The organism is Paenibacillus sp. GQ49 (assembly GCF_059759055.1).
This window is the reverse complement of the sequence record NZ_JCAXEL010000015.1, coordinates 18,794-41,174: the sequence shown is the minus strand read 5'-3', so window position 1 is coordinate 41,174 and position 22,381 is coordinate 18,794. Positions and strand designations below refer to the sequence as shown.

The window sequence follows — 22,381 nt, the reverse complement described above, 5'->3', positions numbered from 1 at the left end:
ATTACTTAATCATTTTTGCAAAGTGCTCCAAAGTGCGAACCAATTGTGCAGTGTAGGACATTTCATTGTCATACCAAGCTACAGTTTTAACCAATTGTTGGTCGCCAACAGTCAGAACTTTAGTTTGAGTTGCATCAAACAGGGAACCGAAAGTGATTCCTTGGATATCGGAAGATACGATTTCGTCTTCTGTGTATCCGAAAGTTTCTGGATCGGAAGCTTCTTGCATAGCTGCGTTAACTTCTTCAGCAGTTACTTTTTTGTTCAGAACAGTTACGAGCTCAGTCAGGGAACCAGTAGCTACTGGTACACGTTGAGCTGCACCATCAAGGATGCCTTGCAGTTCTGGGATTACCAGGCCGATTGCTTTAGCAGCACCAGTTGTGTTAGGGATGATGTTTTCAGCTGCTGCGCGAGCACGACGGAAGTCACCTTTAGGGTGTGGAGCATCCAACGTGTTTTGGTCGCCAGTGTAAGCGTGAATTGTAGTCATCAAACCTTGAACGATTCCGAATTTGTCTTGCAGTGTTTTTGCCATAGGTGCCAGGCAGTTTGTTGTGCAAGATGCGCCGGAGATTACAGTTTCAGTACCGTCGAGGATTTCATGGTTTACGTTGTAAACGATGGTTTTCATGTCGCCAGTAGCTGGTGCGGAGATAACAACTTTCTTAGCTCCACCTTTCAAGTGTTTCTCAGCTGCTTCTTTAGTTGTGAAGAAACCAGTACATTCCAGAACGATATCTACGCCCAGGTCGCCCCAAGGAAGTTCTTCTGGGTTACGGTTAGCCAATACTTTAACTTCTTTGCCGTTCACTTTGAAGAAGCCATCGTGTACTTCAACATCGCCGTCGAAGCGACCTTGAGTTGTATCATATTTGAGCAAATGAGCGAGCATTTTAGCGTCAGTCAAGTCGTTGATTGCTACTACCTCGATGCCTGCTACATTTTGAATACGGCGGAATGCCAAGCGTCCAATACGTCCAAAACCGTTAATACCTACTTTAATCATGAGTAAGTTCCTCCCAAGTTTTGATTAATTTTTTATGAAACTTATATATTCAAGACAGACGGTGAAGTCCGTCAAGACAACAATAATTGTAATGCAAAGTAAACACTTATTCCATTTCAGCAACGATGACTTCGGCAGCAGCCTCATCAATAATCAGAATATCTTCCTGACCAAATCGCAACACGGAGTGTATTGCAGCAGCTTTGCTTTTGCCACCTGCAATTCCAATCACAACATCGGTTCGTTCAATATCCTGAAGTCGCATACCCAGTGTAAGCATGGTATGTACCACCTCACCCTGATCATTAAAGTAATAACCGAAAGATTCAGATACGGCCCCTTGCTCCTGAAGTTCATCTATAATCTCCGTCGCAAGTTTACGTCTTGTCGCCATCTCTACGGCATCACCAATTCCATGAATAACAATCCGCGATTTCCGAATCAGCTGCAGAATCTCCTGAACACTAGGGTCCTGGATTAATGATTCATAGGCATGATCACTAAGCAAATCCGGTACATGCAGGAGTTTGTATTGTGCTCCTACCCGTTTTGCCATTGTGGATGCAATCGTATTTGCCTGAATTTCAAGGCTTTCTCCAAGTCCACCGCGTGCCGGTACGAACCAGACACCTTTGAGCGATGTTGGCGGAGTCAGTTGCTCTGCGACTTCGGCCGTTGTTGATCCGCCAGTAACGGCGACAACGTCGTTGTCACTCATGATATTGCCGAGAGCCTTCGCTCCGGCTCTGCCCAGTTCCCTTTTGGCAAATGGAGAAACGTCCGAATCACCAGGAACCACAACTACCTTTTGCAGACCGTAGGCTTGCTTGATGCGCTCTTCCAGCTCGGATAATCCGAACAACTCTTTGGCTACGGGCTCTAACTGCTGCAGCAAATCATACCCTGCCTCGCTGATCTTCATTCCTGCACTGTCAATTTCAATAAGTCCCTGAGCCTTTAACAGATCGGTCTCAGCCCTCAGAACCCGCTCGGTCATCTGCATGGAATTAGCTAACGTTCTCCGTCCGATCACATCCGATAACATGATCTGTTGCAGAATCGTATACCTCTTTTTCAAGATATCCATGAGATCAGGCAGAAGCTGCTTTTGTACTTCTAAAATCGTTCGCATGCTTTCCACTCCCGCAAGTTCTCGTTCTAAGCTCTCTTTCGTGGCCCTAAAACGTCCCGGGTTAACTTTTTAAGTCCCACGTCTATTCTACCTAAAACTGACGTGACATGCAAGTGTTTCAACGTGTTATTTCGACACGCATTCAGCGTTTGTACGCGCCTATTTTCACAATCCTAGTCTTCCATGATCAAGGACTAGCTCACGCATACCATATATAGAAGAAACAAATGAACTCCATCTACATATCGCTCAGAATCACATTTCATACGGCATGTCCAAAACCTCTAATAGCATTTACTTAAATACACTCTTTATCCACTCTTCTTCATCATGATCATTTTTAGGTTAATCCAAACCAACACCACAACGAACTGCTTGCAATTAAATATTTCATGAGCTATAATCATTATTGCTGTCACATAATGTGCGCCCGTGGTCCAATGGATATGACGTAGGCCTCCGAAGCCTGAGATCCAAGTTCGATTCTTGGCGGGCGCGCCATTTTTATTTAACAGCTCATAACCCATTTAACCAATGAAACCGGAAAGGTTTCTTTTTTTTGTAAGTTAGTTTGACTTTCTTTGACTTTTTGTTTGGAATTGTTTATTATGTGGGTAATACGGTAACAGTTTAAGTATAAACACCAATAACATTTACATTCCAAGGAGGTTTTTCACGTGAGTTTTATTCCAATGGTCGTTGAACAGAGCAACCGGGGTGAGCGCGCCTACGACATCTACTCCAGATTGCTGAAGGATCGTATTATTTTCCTTGGTAGCGATGTTAATGACGTAGTGGCTAATGCCATTATGGCACAGATGTTGTTCCTGGCTGCGGAAGATCCGGAGAAAGACATTCACTTATACATCAACAGCCCAGGCGGATCGATTACAGCCGGTATGGCGATTTACGATACAATGCAATTCATCAAACCGGATGTATCTACCATCTGTGTAGGTATGGCGGCTTCCATGGGTGCATTCTTGTTGAATGCCGGTGCAAAAGGTAAACGTTTTGCATTACCAAACAGTGAAATTATGATTCACCAACCACTTGGTGGTGCACAAGGTCAGGCTTCTGACATCGAAATCCGTGCTCGTCGCATCCTGAAAATGCGTGATACGTTGAACCGCATCATCTCTGAGCGTTCAGGTCAACCGCTGGAGCGGATCGAGAAAGACACGGATCGTGACTACTTCATGAGTGCTGCTGAAGCCGCCGATTACGGTATCATTGATAAAGTCATCGAAAACGTAGGTTCCCAAGGTATCTAAGTGTTATGTAGACCACGGTCTACGCGCTAACATAATCAACACCTAACGTAATCAGCAACACCTCATTGTGTTGTCTATACGGGAAGAAGCCCTCATCATAATCATGATGAGGGCTTCTTTTTTTCATTTTATAACAAAGATAACTTAAGAGTGCATAATAATTATTCTTTATTTGGTTCCATTTACATTACTGAAAGGTTCTGTGCCTTTAGGGAGAAGCTCTTTATACGTAAATGGCATTTCAGGGAAGCCCTCTGCGTACGCCGTATATTCATACAACTGGAAGAACACAACTACACCCGTTGGTGTCACATAGAAATCTTGATCTTTATTTAACCCTTTATAACCGTCGAGGTATCCACCGCGGGCTTTCAGTTGATCGCCCACTTTTTTACCCAACGTCTCGCGCATGGTTTTGTTATTTTGCAGCACATCATCTAACGTAAGCTCCTTACCTGTGTCCAGTGCAAAGGTGTGGCCCGTACGGTATGTCATCCCGTGAGCGCCAGCATAATCTTCGTATCGTTGTGTAATAAGTCCCAGCACGCCTTTTTCGTTGTATGTTACCACGTAGGAGCTCTCAAATGCATATGGACGATCGGCCGTTGCACCGCCGAATTCAGATGTTTGTTTCTTGAAGGCAGCTACATGAGCATCCACTTCATCTTTCAATACTTTGTTGATCGCCACCTCAGCTTCTTTGCTCGCAAGGCCACTCACTTGCGGATATTGAACATCCACAATAGCATTTTTCACCGTAACATTGACTGTTGCCGCTTTAACTTTCACGTTATTTTGTTTCACCTTGCTGAGGGTCAACGTTTTGGTTTTGCCATCCCAATTTCCCTGTACACCCAGATAATCTCTCATTGCCGAGAATGGGATATATAATCGACCCTGAATCAATTTTGCTTCCACCTGAGGGTAATAACCGTTAATATAAACGTTTGGCTGTCCATCCATCAGGCTAACGGTCATCGCATTGTTGGCTGCTGTTACCGTATATGACTTGGTTTTCGCATCATATTTCAGCGTTCCACCTGCCACATCTTTAACTGCCGTAAGAGATACCCAAGTTGAACCACCTTGAAGAAGCCCTTTTTGAGTCAGTGTTTTTCCACCCGATTTCAGAGTTACCTCAGCCGGGGTTGTCACTTTGGAGGATACCGATGCTGCCTGAACCGAACTGTCCTGCAATACCGAACCGCTACCTACAATAATTCCTGCTGCAAGCAACGCACTTGTCCATTTTTTCCATGATGTCATATATAAAACTCCTCTCTGAATTCACAATTAGGGATCATTGCGTATGTAATCCTGACCTGATCGCATATCTCATACGCTCACCTCTCTATTATAATTAACCCAATCTCGGAAAGGTTTACAGCTCGAGTTACAATGTTGATGAATATCAGACCGAAAATATAACGGGATATGACCTTTTTGTCACGAACAACTATACAAAAAAGATACCAATATACAGCATTTCATGTTGCTTCAAAAGGGGTTCCTCCTATCCAACTTCATCAAAGTTTGCTTTTCCAACAAAAAAAAGACTCTGTCCGCAGGACAAAGTCTTTGTCATTATTTCGTTCTACCCTTCAAATGACCCTTGAAAAGGTTACTTGAGCTTACAATCCTTAATTCACTCTTGTTTATTTCATTTCATACGTGATATTCAGGATTGTGCTTACTTTAACCTGGCCTGTTTCAATCTCAGTGCCACCTGCTGTATCTTGTGCTTTGGACATCAACGCCTCACTTGCATAGAACACAGGCACATTGGCATCACCTTGGCTTACGGAAAGAACAGCACCCAGTTGACGTTTAACTGCTTTTGCAATGGCGCCAGCTTTCACATCTGCATTGGCAACAGCTTTCTCAATCACTTGGGATTCATAACTTTCCGGATTTTCTACAGTAAAGCGCACGTTTTCAATATTGTTGGCACCCGCACCCGAAGCAGCATCGAGCAATTCGCCGATCTTGTCCATCTCACGATATGTGACTGTCAGCGTATGATGCGCTGTATATCCTTTAATTTGCTGTCCGTCTTTTTCGCTATACGTATAGTTGGGTTGTACAGAGAACTGACTCGTTTGAATGTCGTCTGCACTGATCTTCCACGTATTTTTCAGCAAGTTGGATACCTTTTGAACTTTGGCAGCATTCGCTTTTTGAGCAGATGCAGCTGTCTCTGCAGTACTGTTCACACCAATGGACAGATAAGCGATATCAGGCTTCACCTGAATCTCACCTTTACCCACAACATTAATCACATTCTGTTGTACTCCCTGAACCTCTGCAGCGTAAGCATAGTTACCTGGTGCAACCCATGCTGTTCCTCCAACAAGCAACGTACTTGCCACCAGCACCGCACCAAACGGTTTCATCCATTGTTTACCCATCACGATAGCCTCCTTATGTGTTAACATCTCAAACTTTAAACGATTTGATACCTTAACAGACGGGACAAATTCCATAATGTTGCACTTGACGATAGCATAAACGTGAAAAACACAAAAAAGTCCCTTTCGGGACTTCTTCATTGGATTGATCATATCTTATTGGTTTTCGAGCTCTTCCTTGCTTACCAGACTAACTAAAGCGTTTACAGCCTGTTCGGCATCCGCGCCTTCTGCACTAATCTGGATTTCCGTACCTGTGCTAATCGCAAGGCTCATGATCCCCATGATACTTTTTGCATTAACTTTTTTGTCGTCCTTCTCGACGAACACTTCAGACGAGTACTTATTCGCTTCTTGAACGAACAGTGCCGCAGGTCTGGCATGGAGACCCGTTTTCAAACGGACAACTACCGGGTGCTTTGTCATGGAAACTTACCCCCTATTATGAAATCTGGACATTAAATACACAATTATATTTATACAACATTATACCATTAACCCGTGCAGGACACTAGAAGAAAAAACTCAGAGTGCTTTGGAGGACATTATCTTGCCCTAATTTCATCTTTTGCACAGCGCGTCCAATGACCTAAATAAGTCCCCTAGATCCTTAACGGTTGACTTCCCCGACCTTGTTACTTTACCCTACTCCGTCTTAACCATAACGTTCTGTGCGTACTTTCTCAGCCAGCTCATCAATTTTACGAAGCCGATGGTTCACTCCTGACTTGCTAACTGTACCTTTAAGGAGTTCGCCGACTTCCTTCAAATTGATATCTGGATGAGCCAGTCGAACCTCCGCCACTTCACGAAGCTTCTCAGGCAGCGACTCCAGACCAACTTCCTTTTGCAATAACCGAATATTATCGATTTGCCTTACCGCCGCTCCAATGGTTTTGTTCAGGTTGGCGGTCTCACAATTGACAATCCGGTTAACGGAGTTACGCATGTCTCGCATTATTCGTACATCCTCAAACTTGAACAAGGCCTGATGAGCACCAATGATGCTGAGCAGCTCAATGATTTTCTCGCCTTCCTTAATGTATAGGATGAATCCTTTTTTCCGTTCTATACACCGGGCATTCAGATGAAATTCATTGGCCAGGTCAACCAGTGCCTGACAGTGCTCTTCATACATGGACGCAATCTCCAGATGGTACGAGGAACCTTCCGGATTATTAACCGATCCACCGGCCAGAAATGCACCGCGAAGATAGGCCCGTTTACAACAGTTCTGCTGAAATAACTCCGTATTAATCCCTGGCGTAAACAGAAAACCTTCCGATACAATATGAAGACTATTGAGAATCTCCTGTACCATAGTTGGAATACGAACAATATATACATTGTTCTTTTTCAGCCGCATTTTTTTGCGGACCAGTAATTCCGTATGCACTTGAAAATGCTTTTTAAGCAGAGAGTATGCCCGTCTTGCAATGGCGGCATTCTCCGTCGAAATATCCAAGATCACTTTTTTATTCGATAACTGCACTGCACCAAGCATACGGATGAGGGCTGAAAGTTCCGCCTTTTCGCAGCACGGTTCGCTCTCGATCATAGTTAACTCTTTTTTGGTCTGTGCTGCAAACGACATGGGGCTTCACCTCTTCCGTAACATCCAATTTTGTACCAGTTGGTAGATGTGATGACTTAACTTGTCGGCATCATGACGCAGATAGGTTTTGAACAGAACAAGAGTATCTGCAACCACCTGATAACCGGCACTTTCGAGTACATTCATATCCAGTACAACCGGTTTTGCTCCTTTTTCCGCATACTTATTCTGCACTTGCAGCGGAATATCACCATTATTTACGATAACATAGTCGAAGAGCTGATGACCTATATGCTCGTGTACCGCCTTAAGGTGGTCACTTACCGTATAGTTATCTGTTTCTCCCGGCTGTGTCATAACATTACAGATAAACATCTTCACCGCATCAGCCTCTACCACAGCCTCAGCCAGCTTAGGTACGAGCAGATTGGGAAGGATGCTTGTATAGAGGCTGCCTGGCCCGATCAGAATGGCGTCAGCTTGACGAATGGCCTCTACTGCCTCTGGCAACGGCTCCACGTGATCCGGTTCAAGGAAAACACGTTTGATGCGTCCACCTGCCTCAGGAATCTTGGACTCGCCTGTAATAATTGTCCCATCTTCCATCTCGGCATGCAACACAACGGCCTGGCCTGCGGCTGGCAATACCTCACCTCGAACGGCAAACACGCGGCTAAGCTCCCGCACTGCGGTCACAAAGTCGCCCGAAATATCCGTCATTGCAGCCAAAATCAAATTTCCCAAGCTGTGGCCTGCAAGCCCCGCGCCTGTATTGAAACGGTACTTCAACATATCTGAAAGCAATGGTTCTACATCAGCCAGTGCCGTAAGCACGTTGCGAATGTCGCCCGGAGGCGGCATCTGTAGCTCATTGCGCAGGATGCCTGAACTTCCACCGTCATCTGCAACCGTGACGATGGCCGTGATATCCAGCGGCTTCTCTTTCAAACCGCGCAACATCACGGATAATCCGGTTCCGCCGCCCATTACAACTATTCTCGGACGTTCTCTTCGTGGTCCGGCCTCTTTCATCCCTTCACCCTCTTTAATGACGGTCCCGGTCAGCGTCGCGATGGCTCACGGTGACAGCTTCAGTCTCGCTGCTTCCCAACATCTTGCCCAAATATTCCGATATTGCTACCGAACGATGCTTGCCTCCGGTACAGCCGATTCCAATAATAACCTGGCTTTTGCCTTCCTTCCGGTATTGCGGAATCAGGAAATGCAGCATATCCAGCAGCTTGGTCAGAAACGCCTGTGTTTCTGGCCACTTCATAACATATTCGTACACATCACTATTCTGTCCCGTATTCGGTCGCAAATGATCAATATAATGTGGATTTGGTAAAAAACGTACATCAAACACCAGATCAGCATCAATCGGAATGCCATACTTGAATCCAAACGACGTAATATTCACCGACAGCATTTGGCTCTCGAGATGAGAAAAGCGGGATATGATGCGTTCTTTCAGTTGAGCAGGCTTCATCGTACTTGTATTCAGTACCTGAGTCGCAGAGTTTTTGAGTTCCTCCAACATCTTGCGTTCCAGTCGGATGCCGTCCAGCGGCATGCCCTCAGGAGCCAGAGGATGTCTGCGCCTGCTTTCTTTGTAACGCTGAACAAGTACAGAATCTGTAGCATCCAGGAATAAAATTTCGCAATGAATGGTAAAATGATCTTTAATATAGTTCAAAGACTCGGACAGAGCCGTAAAGAATTCACGCCCGCGCAGATCGATAACCAATGCAACCTTACCAATCTTGCCGTTTGACTGTTCAATTAGTTCCGCAAATTTTGGAATCAATACCGGCGGCAGATTATCCACACAGAAGAAACCCAGATCCTCAAGGCTTTGTACTGCAATGGTTTTACCTGCTCCGGACATGCCCGTAATGATAATGAGCGTGGCGCCTGTGCCTGGTGAGCCTTCACCTTCAAGCATAAATGTCCCCTCCTTATCATATTGCTGTCTTCATATATTGTTACGAGGATACTAGGAACGCAAGAGAAGACCTGCTGCACCCACAATACCTGCATTATTACCAAGTGTAGCTTCCAGAATCTGAACCCCATCTTGCAACGGTTCTGGCGTCAGCTTAGCAAACACAGTACGGATTTCATCAAACAAGAAATTACCTGCTTTGGATACGCCACCACCGATGATGAACATCTCCGGGTTAATGACAGCTGCTACAGTAGCCATGGACTTGCCCAGGTAAAAGGCCGCACGATTCACAATGCGCTGTGCCACTTCATCGCCTGCCTTGGCAGCATCAAATACTTCTTTGGCTGCAATCTTGTCGACGAGTGCCAGTGACGTATGATCCCCGCGCTCTACGGCATCCTTTGCCATACGGATAATACCCGTTGCAGACGATACTGTCTCTACACATCCCATTTTACCACAGCCGCACTTGATGGCCTCCAGATCAGGTACAACACTGATATGACCCAGTTCTCCCGCCATACCGGAGAAACCCTGATAGATGTTGCCATTCAAGATCAAGCCTCCGCCAACACCCGTACCGAGTGTATAACATACGCAGTTGTCTACGCCTTTGCCGGCACCTGCCCATACTTCTCCCAGTGCAGCCACGTTTGCATCGTTATCTATTTTGATTGGCTTGCCCAGACGTTCTTCCAGAATCGAACGAATGGCCACATTCCGAAATCCGATGTTAGGGGCATGAACGATAATTCCCTCGCGTACATTCGTGAAACCGGCCACTCCAGCACCTACACCCTCAAGCTGTTCCCAGCTGTATGGTGATTCGGCTACGATATGTCGGACATACTTCTCGATGTTGGCGATGACCGTGTCTACGCCCTTATCCACTTCAGTCGGTCCTTCATACGTATGCATTAGCTGACCTTGTTCATCGCATATACCGACCTTGATTGCTGTTCCGCCGAGATCGACCCCAACGTAGATTTTCTCAGACATGCTGCAAGCCACCTTTATCTATCTAAAATAGTTTAAGTCCTACGTACCAACTATAATTGAAGGATACGCCTGGGTCAAGACGATAAGACCTTGTATACATCATGCTTCACCAGGGTTGTGAACCACATCACATAGCATTTTTGAATACGTATACAATCTCATTACCTTCATTTATAAACGCACGCTTTATTCCTTCCTCCATAACAGAGGAAGCCTCAACTCATGATATTGCATCTTCACCCGTTCCATTCATAAAAGATGAACTTTGCCCCCTCATATAGGTGACTCGTCTTATGTACCCCGCCACCTGTCATTCTCATACAGAGAGCTATCGAATGACGGTATTGCCAACAAAAAAGCGCCTTCCACATATAGAAGGCGCCCTTACTTTTATGAAAATTCTGAAGTTGTAGAATTGGGGTTAAACTCAGTTGATTTTTCTGCGTTATAACTTCGTTTCCACACGTACCGGCTCTTCCGTCTTCTCCATCTTGTTCACATCCAGAATATCGAGCAGGAAGACAAAGATCGGAATACCAATGATCAATCCCCAGATCCCCAGGAAGTGTTGCGACAGAATTAGAACGATAAAGGTGTAGAACATTGGCAATTTGGTCTTGTGTGCCATCAGTTTTGGATTCAGGAAGTACGTCTCCAAAGCATGAATAACAATAATCATGATGATTACAATAATGCTTAATTTCAGTCCACCCATCTGATACCCGATCAGACAGAGCGGTACAAGTGAGATGATAACCCCCGCAACGGGAACCAGACTGAGCATGAACACCAGAATGGTCAGAGCGAACAGATACGGGAAACCCAGAATCCATAAGCCAAGTATCGTCAGTACCGTATTAAACACCGCAATAAGAAGCTGTGCCTCAATGACTTTACCAAAAGAAGATACGAACTTGTCTCCCAGATAAGCAACTTCATTGTAGAACCATCCAATTTTACTTGTTTTGAACTTGGACGTGAACTTGGATATCTCCTGCTTCTGCAACAAGAAGAACAGACTCAGAATGATGACGAGCAGAATAAACTCCAGCCATTTGCTCAAAGCGAAAATATATTTCAATGCATCATTGGTGTAATTTTTAATATCGAAGGATTGAAGATAACCCGCAATTTTGGACGCAAAATTATCACCGTCTGCACTATCCAGAAATTTCATAATCTCGTTTGTCAACTGAACGACCTGATCCACGATCCGTGGTGAATATCTGGAAATGCCAAGCACAATGACTGCGATCACAATCATATAGAGTAGGATGACCACAACTTTATAATTGATTGGAAACAACCGATTCAAACCACCTGTAATGAAATGCTGTAACCTGTTCATGACATACGTCACCAGAAACAACAGCAGAATCATGTGCAGCATACTCCCCATACTGAACAAAATTAAACAGAACAAGAGCAGGATCAAAAATCGTCTCACTGTCGCATTCTGTAACCAATCTTTTATCATTTCCCCCAAAATCTTCACCTCACAGCTAATATGCCCTATATGTATACGATCTCATGCCCACTGTAGTTTCAAAAAAAGAGAAGCCTTCCGGCTTCTCTCATTTCATGAGACTTCCCGTTGTCTCTTATTCCCAGCATATGCCTAACCTCACGCATCTAATGCTTATTTATCCAACGTTTCGCTCCAATCATGGACAATGCTTCCTTCAAGGAACTTCTCACAATCCATTGCAGCCATACATCCTGATCCTGCAGCCGTAATAGCTTGACGATACTTCGTATCTTGAACATCACCACAGGCAAATACACCTGGAATATTGGTCTCCGTTGTTCCGGGTTTAACGACAACATAGCCATGTTCGTCCAGTGCAATCGCATTACCCAGGAATCCGGTATTCGGTGTGTGACCAATGGCAACGAATACGCCATCTGCTTCAAGCAACTCTTCCTGCCCCGTCTCATTGTTGCGCACTTTCAGCCCTTTGACACCCAAAGCTTCTGGTACGACCTCGAGTGGAGTACGGTTCAGCGCCCACTTCACCTTTTCATTGCTGCGAGCCCGATCCTGCATAATCTTGGATGCACGTAATTCATCCCGGCGGTGAACCAATGTCACGTCTGTTGCAAAACGAGTCAGGAAACTCGCTTCCTCCATCGCGGAGTCTCCACCGCCCACGACCACGATTTTTTTGCCTCGGAAGAAGAAGCCGTCACATGTCGCGCATGTACTTACACCACGTCCCACATTTTCCTGCTCGCCCGGAATACCGAGATAACGAGCGGAAGCACCTGTGGAGATAATGATCGATTCAGCTTCCAGTTCACCGATTCCTCCAACTTTGACCTTGAAGGGCGGTTTGCTGAAATCAACCTCTTCCACCCAACCGTTTTTGAATTCCGCTCCAAAACGTTCAGCTTGCTTACGCATGTTGTCCATCAGTTCCGGACCCATGATACCTTGCGGGAAACCGGGGAAATTCTCAACTTCCGTTGTCGTCGTCAATTGACCACCCGGCTGAAGACCTTCGATAACCAGTGGTTTCAGATTAGCACGAGCCAGATATATCGCTGCTGTCAGACCCGCAGGTCCCGTTCCGATCACAATCGTTCTGTATTTAGACATATAGATACAGCCTCCTTAATTAAGGTGAGAATGTGTTGTACTAGCGATGAACTTGCCAAGATGATATCCTACAGGCGTTTACGAAGCCCATTCGTTAAGTTTACCCGTTTTCCCGGTTGTTGTATCCTTCACCTGATGATGTCTTTCTGAAAACGAGTTGAAGCGAACTTTCTATACTAGTGGTGGCTTGCTGTTACAAACCGAATGAATCTGTTTAGCATACTTGCTAACCGTTGATGCCGATATCCCATACCGCTCAGCAATGCTTTGATAGGTAACGGGCCGACTGTGATTCTTCGCTGCCAAATATTCAAGTCCTGCAGCCCAACCCTCAATCTGCTTCGTACCCGGAACTTCCGGATGTACCCGGGATACATAATCCGTCCAGAGCCGTTCCATCTCTTGCTGCAACTCAGCCTTTGCTTCAGACATCTGTAACGCACGATCAACAACCGCCTGCCAATGGGAGGTTGAACCAGTGTCCGATTGTTCTGATGTGGATTGAACCTTCCCAATAGACTTCAAGGCTACAGGAGAAAAGGGTCGAACCACCTGAGTATTCCGATCCTCATGTTCAGCCGATTTCAATCCGTTCAGTACAGTTTGTGCTACCTCAAGCAGATCCTGTTCTTCTCCAGGCTCTTCAATAAAGGATTGCAGAGCCTGTTGCACCTCATAGTCACCGATCATCCCAAGCGCATGGATAACCTGTAGCTTGGTTGCCCGATCACCATGACGCAATGCCCAGAAGAAGGATGAGCGAATCAGTGGATCATTCTTCATTTCTTCAGGTATGCCACTACCGTAGTTCTCCCACTGTCTGAATTGCTCATCAAATGGCAGATGATAGTGATAGCTCAGCTTCTCTGGCTCTTGCTCGCCTTGTTTTACAGCCTCAAGACCTGACAGATAATACCGGGATACTTCGGAACCCGGATCAAGCTTGGACACATGATGCCATAAACGCTCAGCAGCATCATAACGTTCTGTATTATAAGCCGCCACTGCTGCATAGTGAGCAAGTGCCGGATCAGCAGCTGTCTCTTCGTCCTTGAGCAAACGCCGGAAGTGAACATAAGCCGTATCGTGTTGGCCCAGAATTCCCATCGTTGTCGCCAGTTTGTAGACTTGTTCGTGCTGGAAGGGCACGATGACCCGCAATTTTTTGATCAGAAGCAGCACTTGATCAGCCCGGTTCTCATTTTGATGGAAAATGGCCAGATTACAGAGTGCATGCAGATTACCTGGTTCCTGTTCAAGCACTTCGGCAATAGTCTCTTTTGCTTTGGGAAACAGACCCATATAATAGTAGGCGAGTGCCAGATTGTTACGGGCAGCCAAGTAATCAGGATAATCAGAAGACATGCCTTCAAGCAATTCAGCAGCCTGTGCAAATTTTCCTTCTTCCAGCAGTTCCCGTGCCTGATCGTGCTCCACTACACCTTTGCGTGATTTGATTCGATTCAGTTTGGTCGGACGATCCAGCTCATAGTACAGAAGCTCCATCATCTCTTCGGCTTCCGTCATGAACTGACCTTGAGTGTCCTCCTCCAGATAGGTAACAAGTGCTTGCTCGGCTTCCTCAAACCGATCCATATTTGCATAATTGTTCGCCATATAAAAATAACATTCCGTCATTGACGGATCTACCACTTCCAGCACGTTAGCCAGAATGGCATTGGAGGCTTCGTAATCCCCCTTCTCCGATAATATACCCGCCATATTGCAATGATTTACCGGATTTTCCGGTTCGTATTCAACAGCTTTGCGAAAATATTTTAATGCCTTGTCGACATGATTACGGTCCAGCGAGCGGACAGCTCTTTCAAAGAAGAAAGAAGCATCCAAGTGAATCGGTATAATATTGGCAAGGTGTCCCTCAGCCCGCACTAGCTTGCCCTTCATCTTCCAAGGCACCTCCTCTTTGCATTTCATTCATACTCTTCAGTATACCACATCTTAAGGCCCACTTCTCAATATGTAGTTTCATGTCGTTTATGAAAAAAATGCAAAAGAAGATGATATTCCATTTTGCGGAAACCTATCGCCTTGAAATCTCAAGAACTGGATTTAGTATCCTTTGGTATAACCGGGTATCCTTTAAAATTAAATGATGTTGTACCTGAGGTGTACTCCGTTGAAGTGCCCGTGGAAGAAGAACCATATAGCCCTGAATTTATACATTTTTATATTTTCAATTCTGAAAAGGATCGCATAAATGGGACAAAAGAATTCAATAAACACATGGAAAAAGCCCAATTCACAACATTCCCTTTTCTATATAAGAAAAGAAATGTTCTTATCGTTTACTGGAGCAAAACCAAAGATAATCCTATGTTCACTAAACCAGTCGAAACTGCGTTAGAGCAACTGAAATGATAATAGTTCATACATTACTGGACTGAGCTCGACAGTGGGAATATCATTTTAGAACGTTAATTGCAGTCATTCGTCGTTCGTAAAAAAAAGAAGACCGCTTCCATAGGCTCGGTCTTCTAACTGTTATGGCTTAAATATCTAATAAATCTAGATCTTCAACGCCATCGAAGGAGAAAGTGTAATATGAAGGGTTTTATCAAACGGCGTCATGAAATTGACCAGCACAACCTTGCACTTGTCCGGCAGTTTTGCCTCCCGAACACTTGCCGCCAGATGCCCCAGCTCGCCCCCGGTGATCTCCAACCAGTCTTCTCCGCAGGTATATCGTAATGTACCGCCTCTCCACAAGTAGTGACCCTCACTCGTTTCAATCGCGTCCTCACAGGTCAGCTCACCTTCGCTTCCGAATACAAAGGATAACTGCATCATAATGTCCTCCGGTTCCTGTCCAGATAGATGCATGGTCCATCCGTTTTCCGTTGGCTGTAATTCTGCTCCTACACGGAAGGTCTGCTCATGAGTAAGCTGACGACTCTGATGAGGCAACAAGTACCATGGACTGATGGCTGATGCAGCCGATTCTGGCAGCAGGTTTGCAGGGATTGGGCCGTAGTAACCTTTTTTCTGCTCACCAGTTAGTCGATACCCTTCGGACAGCCTCGTCATTTGCTGCATAGGTACATACCCTGGATTAAAGTAAGAGGCCAGTTGCACAGCCAGCAGGCGCACCTTGCCATGACGAAGCGCGAAGAAAGAAGGAACTTCTGTCATCACAGTCACACTAGTAGCGCCATCCCGAATTCGGGCTACCGGAGCACCAAAGTCCGTATGCATCCGACTGTGCGAGATACGTCCGTGATGCCCTACTGAATCCATCTGTTTCAAATATTCGCCCCGTACAAAATGTTCATTCAGCATGACCTCATACTGTTCGGGTAATGCATCACGTGTATCATTCGTCTGCTGAAGCTCCGGCTCAAGCATTAATCGAATGAGCGTATTCACCGAACATACTCCCGGATCGGTCAATGTATCTCCAGCCCAGGCTGCCATACCTGCAAAAAGTGAATCACCGTCCAGGCGGGCCAAAATGGCATAAGGCAGATAGTAAGGTGACAGATCATGAACACTGCCCAGATCCTGTCGTCCTGAATAGTCCGTAACAATTTCACCCGTAGGATGGACCAGATACACCATCATGCGGAGATTGAGCCTCACTGGTTCCAGCAATTCAGGACGATTGAGCAGGCGCGCAGCATGAATTAACATGATGTCGCTAACTGCGCTGTATATCCCATTGCTCCGTTCTGTCCACTCCCCATCGGGTGTAATATCCATGCCTTCATCCATCCACTGCTCTGCGCGCTGCACAGCTTCCTCCAGATCAAATATTTCATGCAGGAAACCAAGCGCCGCGCATAGCACCCAGCGATGATTAGGCGTATGACAACCTCCCGTAAGCATGGTTGGGATTGTACGTTCCAGAAACAGCCTCATATTGTTCAATACAGGTTGAAGCGGCTCCCATTCTTGCTGCTGAAGAAGCTGATACAACTGTGAATACCCTACAACGACAAATGCAGTATCCGGAGGGGAATGGTAATTGGTCCAGCCAGGCGATATTGAACCATCTTCATGTTGGAAGCGGAGTACAAATTCCGTAGCTAACAGCAGTCGATTTAACAACGATTCATCCCGGTAATAGATAGAGTCCGGATTGGAGAGCGCAGCTCCCCAGTAACACATATCCGTGGGTGTTCCAGTCGTATGGTTGACCCAGGCAACACCTGTAAAGGGATCAATTGTCCCTCCATAGTAACGGCTTTCCGGGTCAAGCATCTGCCGGGATATGCCTCTTTCTACCGCTCTGTCATTACTGTCCACCAGTTGTTTGTACATGTGCAGTCCCCTCCATACCAATGCATTCTCACGATGTGCGGAGTATATTGCTTCAGTGCCTTCAATTCAGACCGGAAGCTTACTCATACCGCCCGTAGGTGAGTTCATTTTTCTCGTCAGTATATATCATATTTCTACATAAGTCGCCAGAAAATCTGTGCTTGTTTTACTACATTATTTATGGGTCACTGTCACTGAGGAAACAGTCATTAAACACATACTGTGAACATGCAAACTGTTTCCCACATCACCGCGCCTACTCTGTCACTCCAAGCTTCTTCATTAGCAAGTCATGACTCTCATGAATCTCTTCTGCCTTACAGGCAGACTTCAACTCATACACCTTCACCTGTGCCCGGCGAATCATCGGCAGATAGGCATCATAGAAGTTCATATCCTTACTGTGTACATACGGGCACCAGTGATCCGAGAGACCAAGTGTCTCATGGATATGGACCCCTACGATATCATCCATCAGGCCTTGCATTTCTCCCACACTGTCATAAAGGCCCATTCGGTCCATCATGATGGCATGACCGGTATCGTACCAGATACCAACCGGAGCCCCTTTGAGAGCTGTGATGATGGTCTTGGCTTCGGAAAGGGTAGGAATCTGTTGTGGTCGGGATCTCGTCTCGATACCAAAACGAACATCCAGACCTTTAGCTGCCGCCCGATTACATACCTCATCGAGACTGGCGATAATTTTCTCTACATACCCTGAACTGAGAGCTTCCCGCCGCTCCATCAATTCAGCCCATTTGCTGTGATACTTCGGTGAATCCGGACCTTCCTCGTTATAGATCTTTCCAAGGTCTTTGCTGATATCCTCAGGAAAAGGTACCTCTCCCGGGTGTACAACAACAGCTTCTCCCCCATAACGTTGGGCATATTCAGCCGACTCTACCAGCAGTTCGATCGCCCGCTTGCGTTTCACTTCATCTTCGAAGCCGAGCAAGATGGAATCCGTACCGTAGTCTGGATCAGGGTCATGTGGAAAGGTGTTGTGGACACTAGAAATTCCGATCTCTCCACGCTCAATCATGGGCTCAATCGTCGTGAGCATCTCCTTCGTCACATTATAATTGAGCTCCACCCGACGAAAGCCGAGATCCGCAATCTCCCGAATCATATCTTCCCCGACATCATGTTTTCGGATATTCCAGCATGTGGAGAACGAATATATCCCCTTATCTATGTGCTGCATCTGTTTTCCTTCTCCTCCCTCTGGCTAAAATTTTTACATCAGCCTTAACTCAACCTTTTACCGCGCCAAGCATCGCACCGCTGACAAAATACTTTTGCAGCCACGGATAAACGAGTAGAATCGGAACGGTTGCAAAAATAACGGTCGCGGCCTTGAGACTCTCGGGAGTCAATGGTGTACGGTTAGCACCCTCCATCTGGGTAAGCTCGCTGACCATATTGTTCTGTACCATTTGGAATAACTTCAGTTGAAGCGGGTACAGCTTCGGATCATTAATATACATCAGGGAATCCTGGAATCCATTCCAGCGTCCAACTGCATAGAAAAGAGCTAATGTAGCCAGTACTGGCATGGATAGTGGCAATATAATTTTGAAGAGCGTGTGTACATGGGAACTGCCGTCAATCTCAGCGGATTCTTCCAGACTTTCAGGAATACCTCTGAAGAAAGAAATCAGGATAATCAGGTTAAACGGACTGACCAGTCCCGGCAGAATCAGTGCCCACACGGAATTAAGCAAGTTCAAGTCACGAATGAGCAAGTACTCGGGAATGATCCCGCCACTGAAGAACATCGTAATGATGATGACATACATGAAGAGCTTGCGCCCTTTCAATTTTTTCTTAGTTAACGGGTATGCAGCTGCCAGTGTGAACATCATACACAGGACAGTAGTAGCAATTGTCAGAACTGTCGTGTATCCCAGTGAATAGATCATCGACTGATCAGAGAACACCTGGATATACGCATCCCAATTGAATTCTTTCGGGAATATGGTCACTTCACCTGACGTTATCGCACGGTTAGAACTGAATGAGATTGCGATCGTGTGCAGAAATGGAGCCAAGCAGAATATAACAAACAAGGTGATAAAGGAGATATTAACGATATCAAAAATCCGGTTTGAGGTGCGTTCACTCATATGCGCACAGCTCCTTTACTGATGGTCTATACAAACAAGCCGATTGGCGTCTCTTCCGTTCAACCACAACCTACAAAATACCTTCACCGGTTGCTTTCTTCGAAATATAGTTAGATCCTAGCACGAATATGAGTCCCACCACTGCCTGGAACAGTCCGACGACAGTTGCCAGCGTGTATTGTCCTGATTCAAGACCAACTCTGTATACAAAGGTACTGAGTACATCGGAATATTCACGCACGGCCGTATTACCAATGATATAAGGCCGATCAAAACCGATGCTGACCATATGTCCAAGATTAAGAATGAGCAGGGTCACAATGGTTGGTTTAATACTTGGCAACGTAATATGCCAGATTCTCTTCAGCCGTGATGCTCCATCGATCTCAGCTGCTTCAAACAATTCCTTGTTGACGCCGGTTAATGCGGCCAGATATAGAATGGTTCCCCATCCTGCACTTTGCCAGACACCTGTGAAGAGATACGTCACAAGCCATGGATTTTTTTCTGTCAAAAATGGTATCGAATTTAAGCCCATACTCTCCAGTACACCGTTAACCATACCGGATTGATTACCGAACAATTGGTACACAATTCCCCCGATGATTACCCATGAGATAAAGTGAGGAATGTACAATATCGTTTGTGAGATTTTTTTGAACCATTTGAATCGAACTTCATAAAGCATGATCGCCAGAATAATAGGAGCTGGAAATGAAACGACCAGATCAAGAAAATTCAGCATAAAGGTGTTGCGCAATGTCGTGTAGAAGTCCCGCATTCCAAATACTTCACGAAATGCATCAAAACCGATCCACTCACTGCCGCTAATTCCCTGAAACAGGTTAAAGTCCTTAAAGGCGATCTGTACACCGTACATCGGTCCATAACGAAAGATTAAAAAGTAGATAATGGGCAGTGAAATCAGAGCGTATAATTGCCAATACCTCTTCAAGTATGTGGTGGTCAAGTCGGTTTCCTCCTATCAACAAGGAAACGGCTGTGCCGCCAGTCCGGCGGCACACGTTCCTTTCTAGTTAAGCCGTAGTATGGGTATCTGTCTTGGATCTTGAAATGTGAAGTTACTTACTTTGCAGGGAGTGCTTGAACTGCTTCTTCAAGTTCTTTTTTCAGTTCAGTACCACCCAGAGACATGAAATCAGCCATTTCTTTTTCATATACCGCATCGAATTCTGCCGGCTTAGCCATCGCTGTTTTTACGATAATGACATTTAATTTGTCTTTGAGAGCTGTGCTGTACTTCATCTCTGCTTCAATCGGTTTGTCGAAAATGATCGGTCCTACCGTATCGGTGTTAGCAATATCAATGGATTGTTTCAGCATCTCCTGATTATTTTGCGGGAAGCCCATAATCCATGCCTTTTCATTCGTCGCTTGATCACCAATGTTTTTACCGTTCGAGATAATGGCTGTATCCCCTGCGTTAAACAGACGATCCTGTGCTTCCTGGGATGCATCCTCTTTCACAACCGGAATGCCGTCTACCAGATCATAGTTCTCGCCTTCCACACCACTGTAGATATCAATCAGATTGTTGTCAGATGCCATCCAGTCGAGATATTTGATCGCTTCGACGGAACGTTTGCTGCTCTTCGGAATCATAATGTACATACCATTTGTTCCGTAGCGTGACTTGATATGTTTGTTGTCTGCATTTGGATTGGTGTATACATCAACCGGCAACACTTCACTGCCACTCACATTTTTACGCAAATTATCCAGTGTGCCATCTCCGTAGAACATGGCATCCACATCTTCAGACCAGTAACCTACGTTACCGTTTTGAATGTCTTTCCCTAACTGCGTTTTGTCTTCATCCAAACTGAAGTCTTTGCTGATCAAACCTTCGTTGTACAGTTTGTTCAGGAACTGCATCGATTCTTTGAATCCTTCATGCAGCGGCAATTCATAACGTTGACCATAAGTCAGGTCGCCACTAACTGGTTTGATGAATGAGTAGATGAGCGTTTCGAATTGAGCTGGTGCAAGAGCCATACCCATTGGGATGTTTTTGCTTCCTAGACCACCAGGATCTTTATCCTTGAACGCTTTCAAAGTTGTATATAATTCATCCGTGGTCTTCGGCGCTGGCAATCCCAGCTTATCGAGCCAATCCTGACGAATGTAAGAACTGTATCGGCCTGTGATCGCACGTTTACCCGGAACTGCAAACTGTTGTCCTTCCACTTGCCCGAACTTCAAAGTATCTTCACCCAGGAACTTCTTCAGGTTCGGACCGTGCTGATCAATCAACTCTCCAACATCAGTCAAACCACCCTGCTGGGCATACCGATAAAACACGCTTGAGTCATAAACAAAGACAATATCAGGGACATCCGTATTGCTAGCCATCAGGACGTTCAGCTTGGTAACTTCCTCAGAACGCTGAACGGGTACAAACTGTACATCAATATTGTTGGGATCACCGAACTTCTCCTGAATCATTTTAGATAGATAGTTGTTCGTAATTGTGTACGGTGAAGGACTGTTACCACGGTCGAAAATCTCCACCTTTAAGGTAACGCGCTCGCCATTGCCTGATGTTCCGCCTTCAGCTGATTCTTCTGATGCTGATGAGCATCCCGCAAGTAAAGAAACGCCCATTACCATCGTAAGCGCCAAACCCATCCATTTCTTTAGACTCCCTTTGGTTGCTTTGCTTGTCATTTTTGTCATCCCCTTTGGCTTTGCGTGAATGTTTAAAGCTTGCCCAGAGTATTTCACATTTTTCCGTCATCCTGCAATAAACCTCTTTCGGAAGCGCTTACAAACGGATTATGGTTTATATGCTAAGCCTATTTTCGCAGACTGATTCTTTTCCCAAAGCTACGCCGCTCTAAGCTTTGACGGTACTCTTCACCTCAAGGATCAGAACTGCCTGTCCCAAGTCGGATAAACCATTTTCACACACTGCCTATATTCGTAAACGGGAAAAAAACAGGAATATTAGCTTGCTATCCTGCGAAAACAGTTGCATCGATCTCGGGCAGCAGAGAACTGTTCAACGAAAACAGGGCGAACCTCTGCAA

Annotated in this window: 19 protein-coding genes and 1 tRNA gene; 3 read left to right on the top strand and 17 right to left on the bottom strand. The window is 45.5% G+C overall.

Annotated features, from left to right (window positions below):
- Position 1: 1 nt before the first annotated feature.
- Together gap and AC6CIF_RS22425 are read right to left on the bottom strand one after the other, a co-directional pair.
- On the bottom strand, positions 2 to 1,009 hold the full coding sequence (gene gap, locus AC6CIF_RS22430) for a type I glyceraldehyde-3-phosphate dehydrogenase (RefSeq protein ID WP_017691243.1): 1,008 nt from the start codon (positions 1,007 to 1,009) through the stop codon (positions 2 to 4).
- A gap of 106 nt (positions 1,010 to 1,115) precedes the next feature.
- Positions 1,116 to 2,141: a sugar-binding transcriptional regulator gene (locus tag AC6CIF_RS22425; RefSeq protein WP_498201604.1), complete on the bottom strand. Its 1,026-nt coding sequence runs from the start codon at positions 2,139 to 2,141 to the stop codon at positions 1,116 to 1,118.
- Positions 2,142 to 2,567: 426 nt separating this feature from the next.
- Here AC6CIF_RS22425 and AC6CIF_RS22420 point away from each other — a divergent pair.
- Together AC6CIF_RS22420 and clpP are read left to right on the top strand one after the other, a co-directional pair.
- Positions 2,568 to 2,642 (top strand) — tRNA-Arg (locus tag AC6CIF_RS22420).
- 176 nt (positions 2,643 to 2,818) lie between these two features.
- Positions 2,819 to 3,415 (top strand): ATP-dependent Clp endopeptidase proteolytic subunit ClpP, encoded by a 597-nt coding sequence (clpP, locus tag AC6CIF_RS22415; RefSeq protein ID WP_017691245.1) that lies wholly within the window; start codon positions 2,819 to 2,821, stop codon positions 3,413 to 3,415.
- A gap of 168 nt (positions 3,416 to 3,583) precedes the next feature.
- Here the strand turns inward: clpP and AC6CIF_RS22410 are convergent, their stop codons facing one another.
- The 10 genes from AC6CIF_RS22410 to AC6CIF_RS22365 form a co-directional block, all read right to left on the bottom strand.
- The gene (locus AC6CIF_RS22410) at positions 3,584 to 4,681 is read right to left on the bottom strand and encodes a stalk domain-containing protein (RefSeq protein WP_498201603.1); all 1,098 of its coding nucleotides are present in this window, start codon (positions 4,679 to 4,681) and stop codon (positions 3,584 to 3,586) included.
- Positions 4,682 to 5,070: 389 nt separating this feature from the next.
- Positions 5,071 to 5,823, bottom strand: coding sequence for an SIMPL domain-containing protein (locus AC6CIF_RS22405; protein WP_074092967.1), 753 nt, complete (start codon positions 5,821 to 5,823; stop codon positions 5,071 to 5,073).
- A 156-nt stretch (positions 5,824 to 5,979) separates the two neighbouring features.
- Entirely contained in the window at positions 5,980 to 6,249 is a 270-nt protein-coding gene (locus AC6CIF_RS22400) for an HPr family phosphocarrier protein (RefSeq protein WP_017691248.1), read from the bottom strand.
- A gap of 229 nt (positions 6,250 to 6,478) precedes the next feature.
- Positions 6,479 to 7,417 carry a DNA-binding protein WhiA gene (gene whiA, locus AC6CIF_RS22395; RefSeq protein WP_091038642.1) on the bottom strand — a complete coding sequence of 313 codons (939 nt, stop codon included), beginning with the start codon at positions 7,415 to 7,417 and terminating at the stop codon, positions 6,479 to 6,481.
- Positions 7,418 to 7,423: 6 nt separating this feature from the next.
- Positions 7,424 to 8,410 (bottom strand): gluconeogenesis morphogenetic factor MgfK, encoded by a 987-nt coding sequence (mgfK, locus tag AC6CIF_RS22390; RefSeq protein WP_017691250.1) that lies wholly within the window; start codon positions 8,408 to 8,410, stop codon positions 7,424 to 7,426.
- 13 nt (positions 8,411 to 8,423) lie between these two features.
- Positions 8,424 to 9,323, bottom strand: coding sequence for an RNase adapter RapZ (rapZ, locus tag AC6CIF_RS22385; protein ID WP_017691251.1), 900 nt, complete (start codon positions 9,321 to 9,323; stop codon positions 8,424 to 8,426).
- Between the two features lie 51 nt (positions 9,324 to 9,374).
- The gene (locus AC6CIF_RS22380) at positions 9,375 to 10,325 is read right to left on the bottom strand and encodes an ROK family glucokinase (RefSeq protein WP_017691252.1); all 951 of its coding nucleotides are present in this window, start codon (positions 10,323 to 10,325) and stop codon (positions 9,375 to 9,377) included.
- Between the two features lie 445 nt (positions 10,326 to 10,770).
- Complete coding sequence (locus AC6CIF_RS22375) at positions 10,771 to 11,802, bottom strand: AI-2E family transporter (protein WP_036616412.1); 1,032 nt, start codon at positions 11,800 to 11,802, stop codon at positions 10,771 to 10,773.
- Positions 11,803 to 11,964: 162 nt separating this feature from the next.
- On the bottom strand, positions 11,965 to 12,924 hold the full coding sequence (trxB, locus tag AC6CIF_RS22370; protein WP_036674745.1) for a thioredoxin-disulfide reductase: 960 nt from the start codon (positions 12,922 to 12,924) through the stop codon (positions 11,965 to 11,967).
- A 171-nt stretch (positions 12,925 to 13,095) separates the two neighbouring features.
- Positions 13,096 to 14,829: a tetratricopeptide repeat protein gene (locus AC6CIF_RS22365; RefSeq protein ID WP_076329606.1), complete on the bottom strand. Its 1,734-nt coding sequence runs from the start codon at positions 14,827 to 14,829 to the stop codon at positions 13,096 to 13,098.
- Positions 14,830 to 14,973: 144 nt separating this feature from the next.
- On the opposite strand from AC6CIF_RS22365, the gene AC6CIF_RS22360 reads away from it, so the two are divergent.
- Positions 14,974 to 15,303: a hypothetical protein gene (locus AC6CIF_RS22360; protein WP_498201602.1), complete on the top strand. Its 330-nt coding sequence runs from the start codon at positions 14,974 to 14,976 to the stop codon at positions 15,301 to 15,303.
- A gap of 147 nt (positions 15,304 to 15,450) precedes the next feature.
- On the opposite strand, the gene AC6CIF_RS22355 is transcribed toward AC6CIF_RS22360, so the two are convergent.
- The 5 genes from AC6CIF_RS22355 to AC6CIF_RS22335 all read right to left on the bottom strand — a co-directional run bounded on the left by AC6CIF_RS22355 (position 15,451) and on the right by AC6CIF_RS22335 (position 22,019).
- A complete protein-coding gene (locus AC6CIF_RS22355) occupies positions 15,451 to 17,202 on the bottom strand; it encodes a hypothetical protein (RefSeq protein ID WP_498201601.1) in 1,752 nt (583 codons plus the stop codon).
- Between the two features lie 256 nt (positions 17,203 to 17,458).
- On the bottom strand, positions 17,459 to 18,409 hold the full coding sequence (locus tag AC6CIF_RS22350) for a sugar phosphate isomerase/epimerase family protein (protein WP_498201600.1): 951 nt from the start codon (positions 18,407 to 18,409) through the stop codon (positions 17,459 to 17,461).
- Between the two features lie 49 nt (positions 18,410 to 18,458).
- The gene (locus tag AC6CIF_RS22345; protein WP_091038632.1) at positions 18,459 to 19,331 is read right to left on the bottom strand and encodes a carbohydrate ABC transporter permease; all 873 of its coding nucleotides are present in this window, start codon (positions 19,329 to 19,331) and stop codon (positions 18,459 to 18,461) included.
- A gap of 70 nt (positions 19,332 to 19,401) precedes the next feature.
- On the bottom strand, positions 19,402 to 20,301 hold the full coding sequence (locus AC6CIF_RS22340; RefSeq protein WP_036616191.1) for an ABC transporter permease: 900 nt from the start codon (positions 20,299 to 20,301) through the stop codon (positions 19,402 to 19,404).
- A gap of 116 nt (positions 20,302 to 20,417) precedes the next feature.
- Positions 20,418 to 22,019 carry an extracellular solute-binding protein gene (locus AC6CIF_RS22335; protein ID WP_498201599.1) on the bottom strand — a complete coding sequence of 534 codons (1,602 nt, stop codon included), beginning with the start codon at positions 22,017 to 22,019 and terminating at the stop codon, positions 20,418 to 20,420.
- Between the last annotated feature and the right edge of the window lie 362 nt (positions 22,020 to 22,381).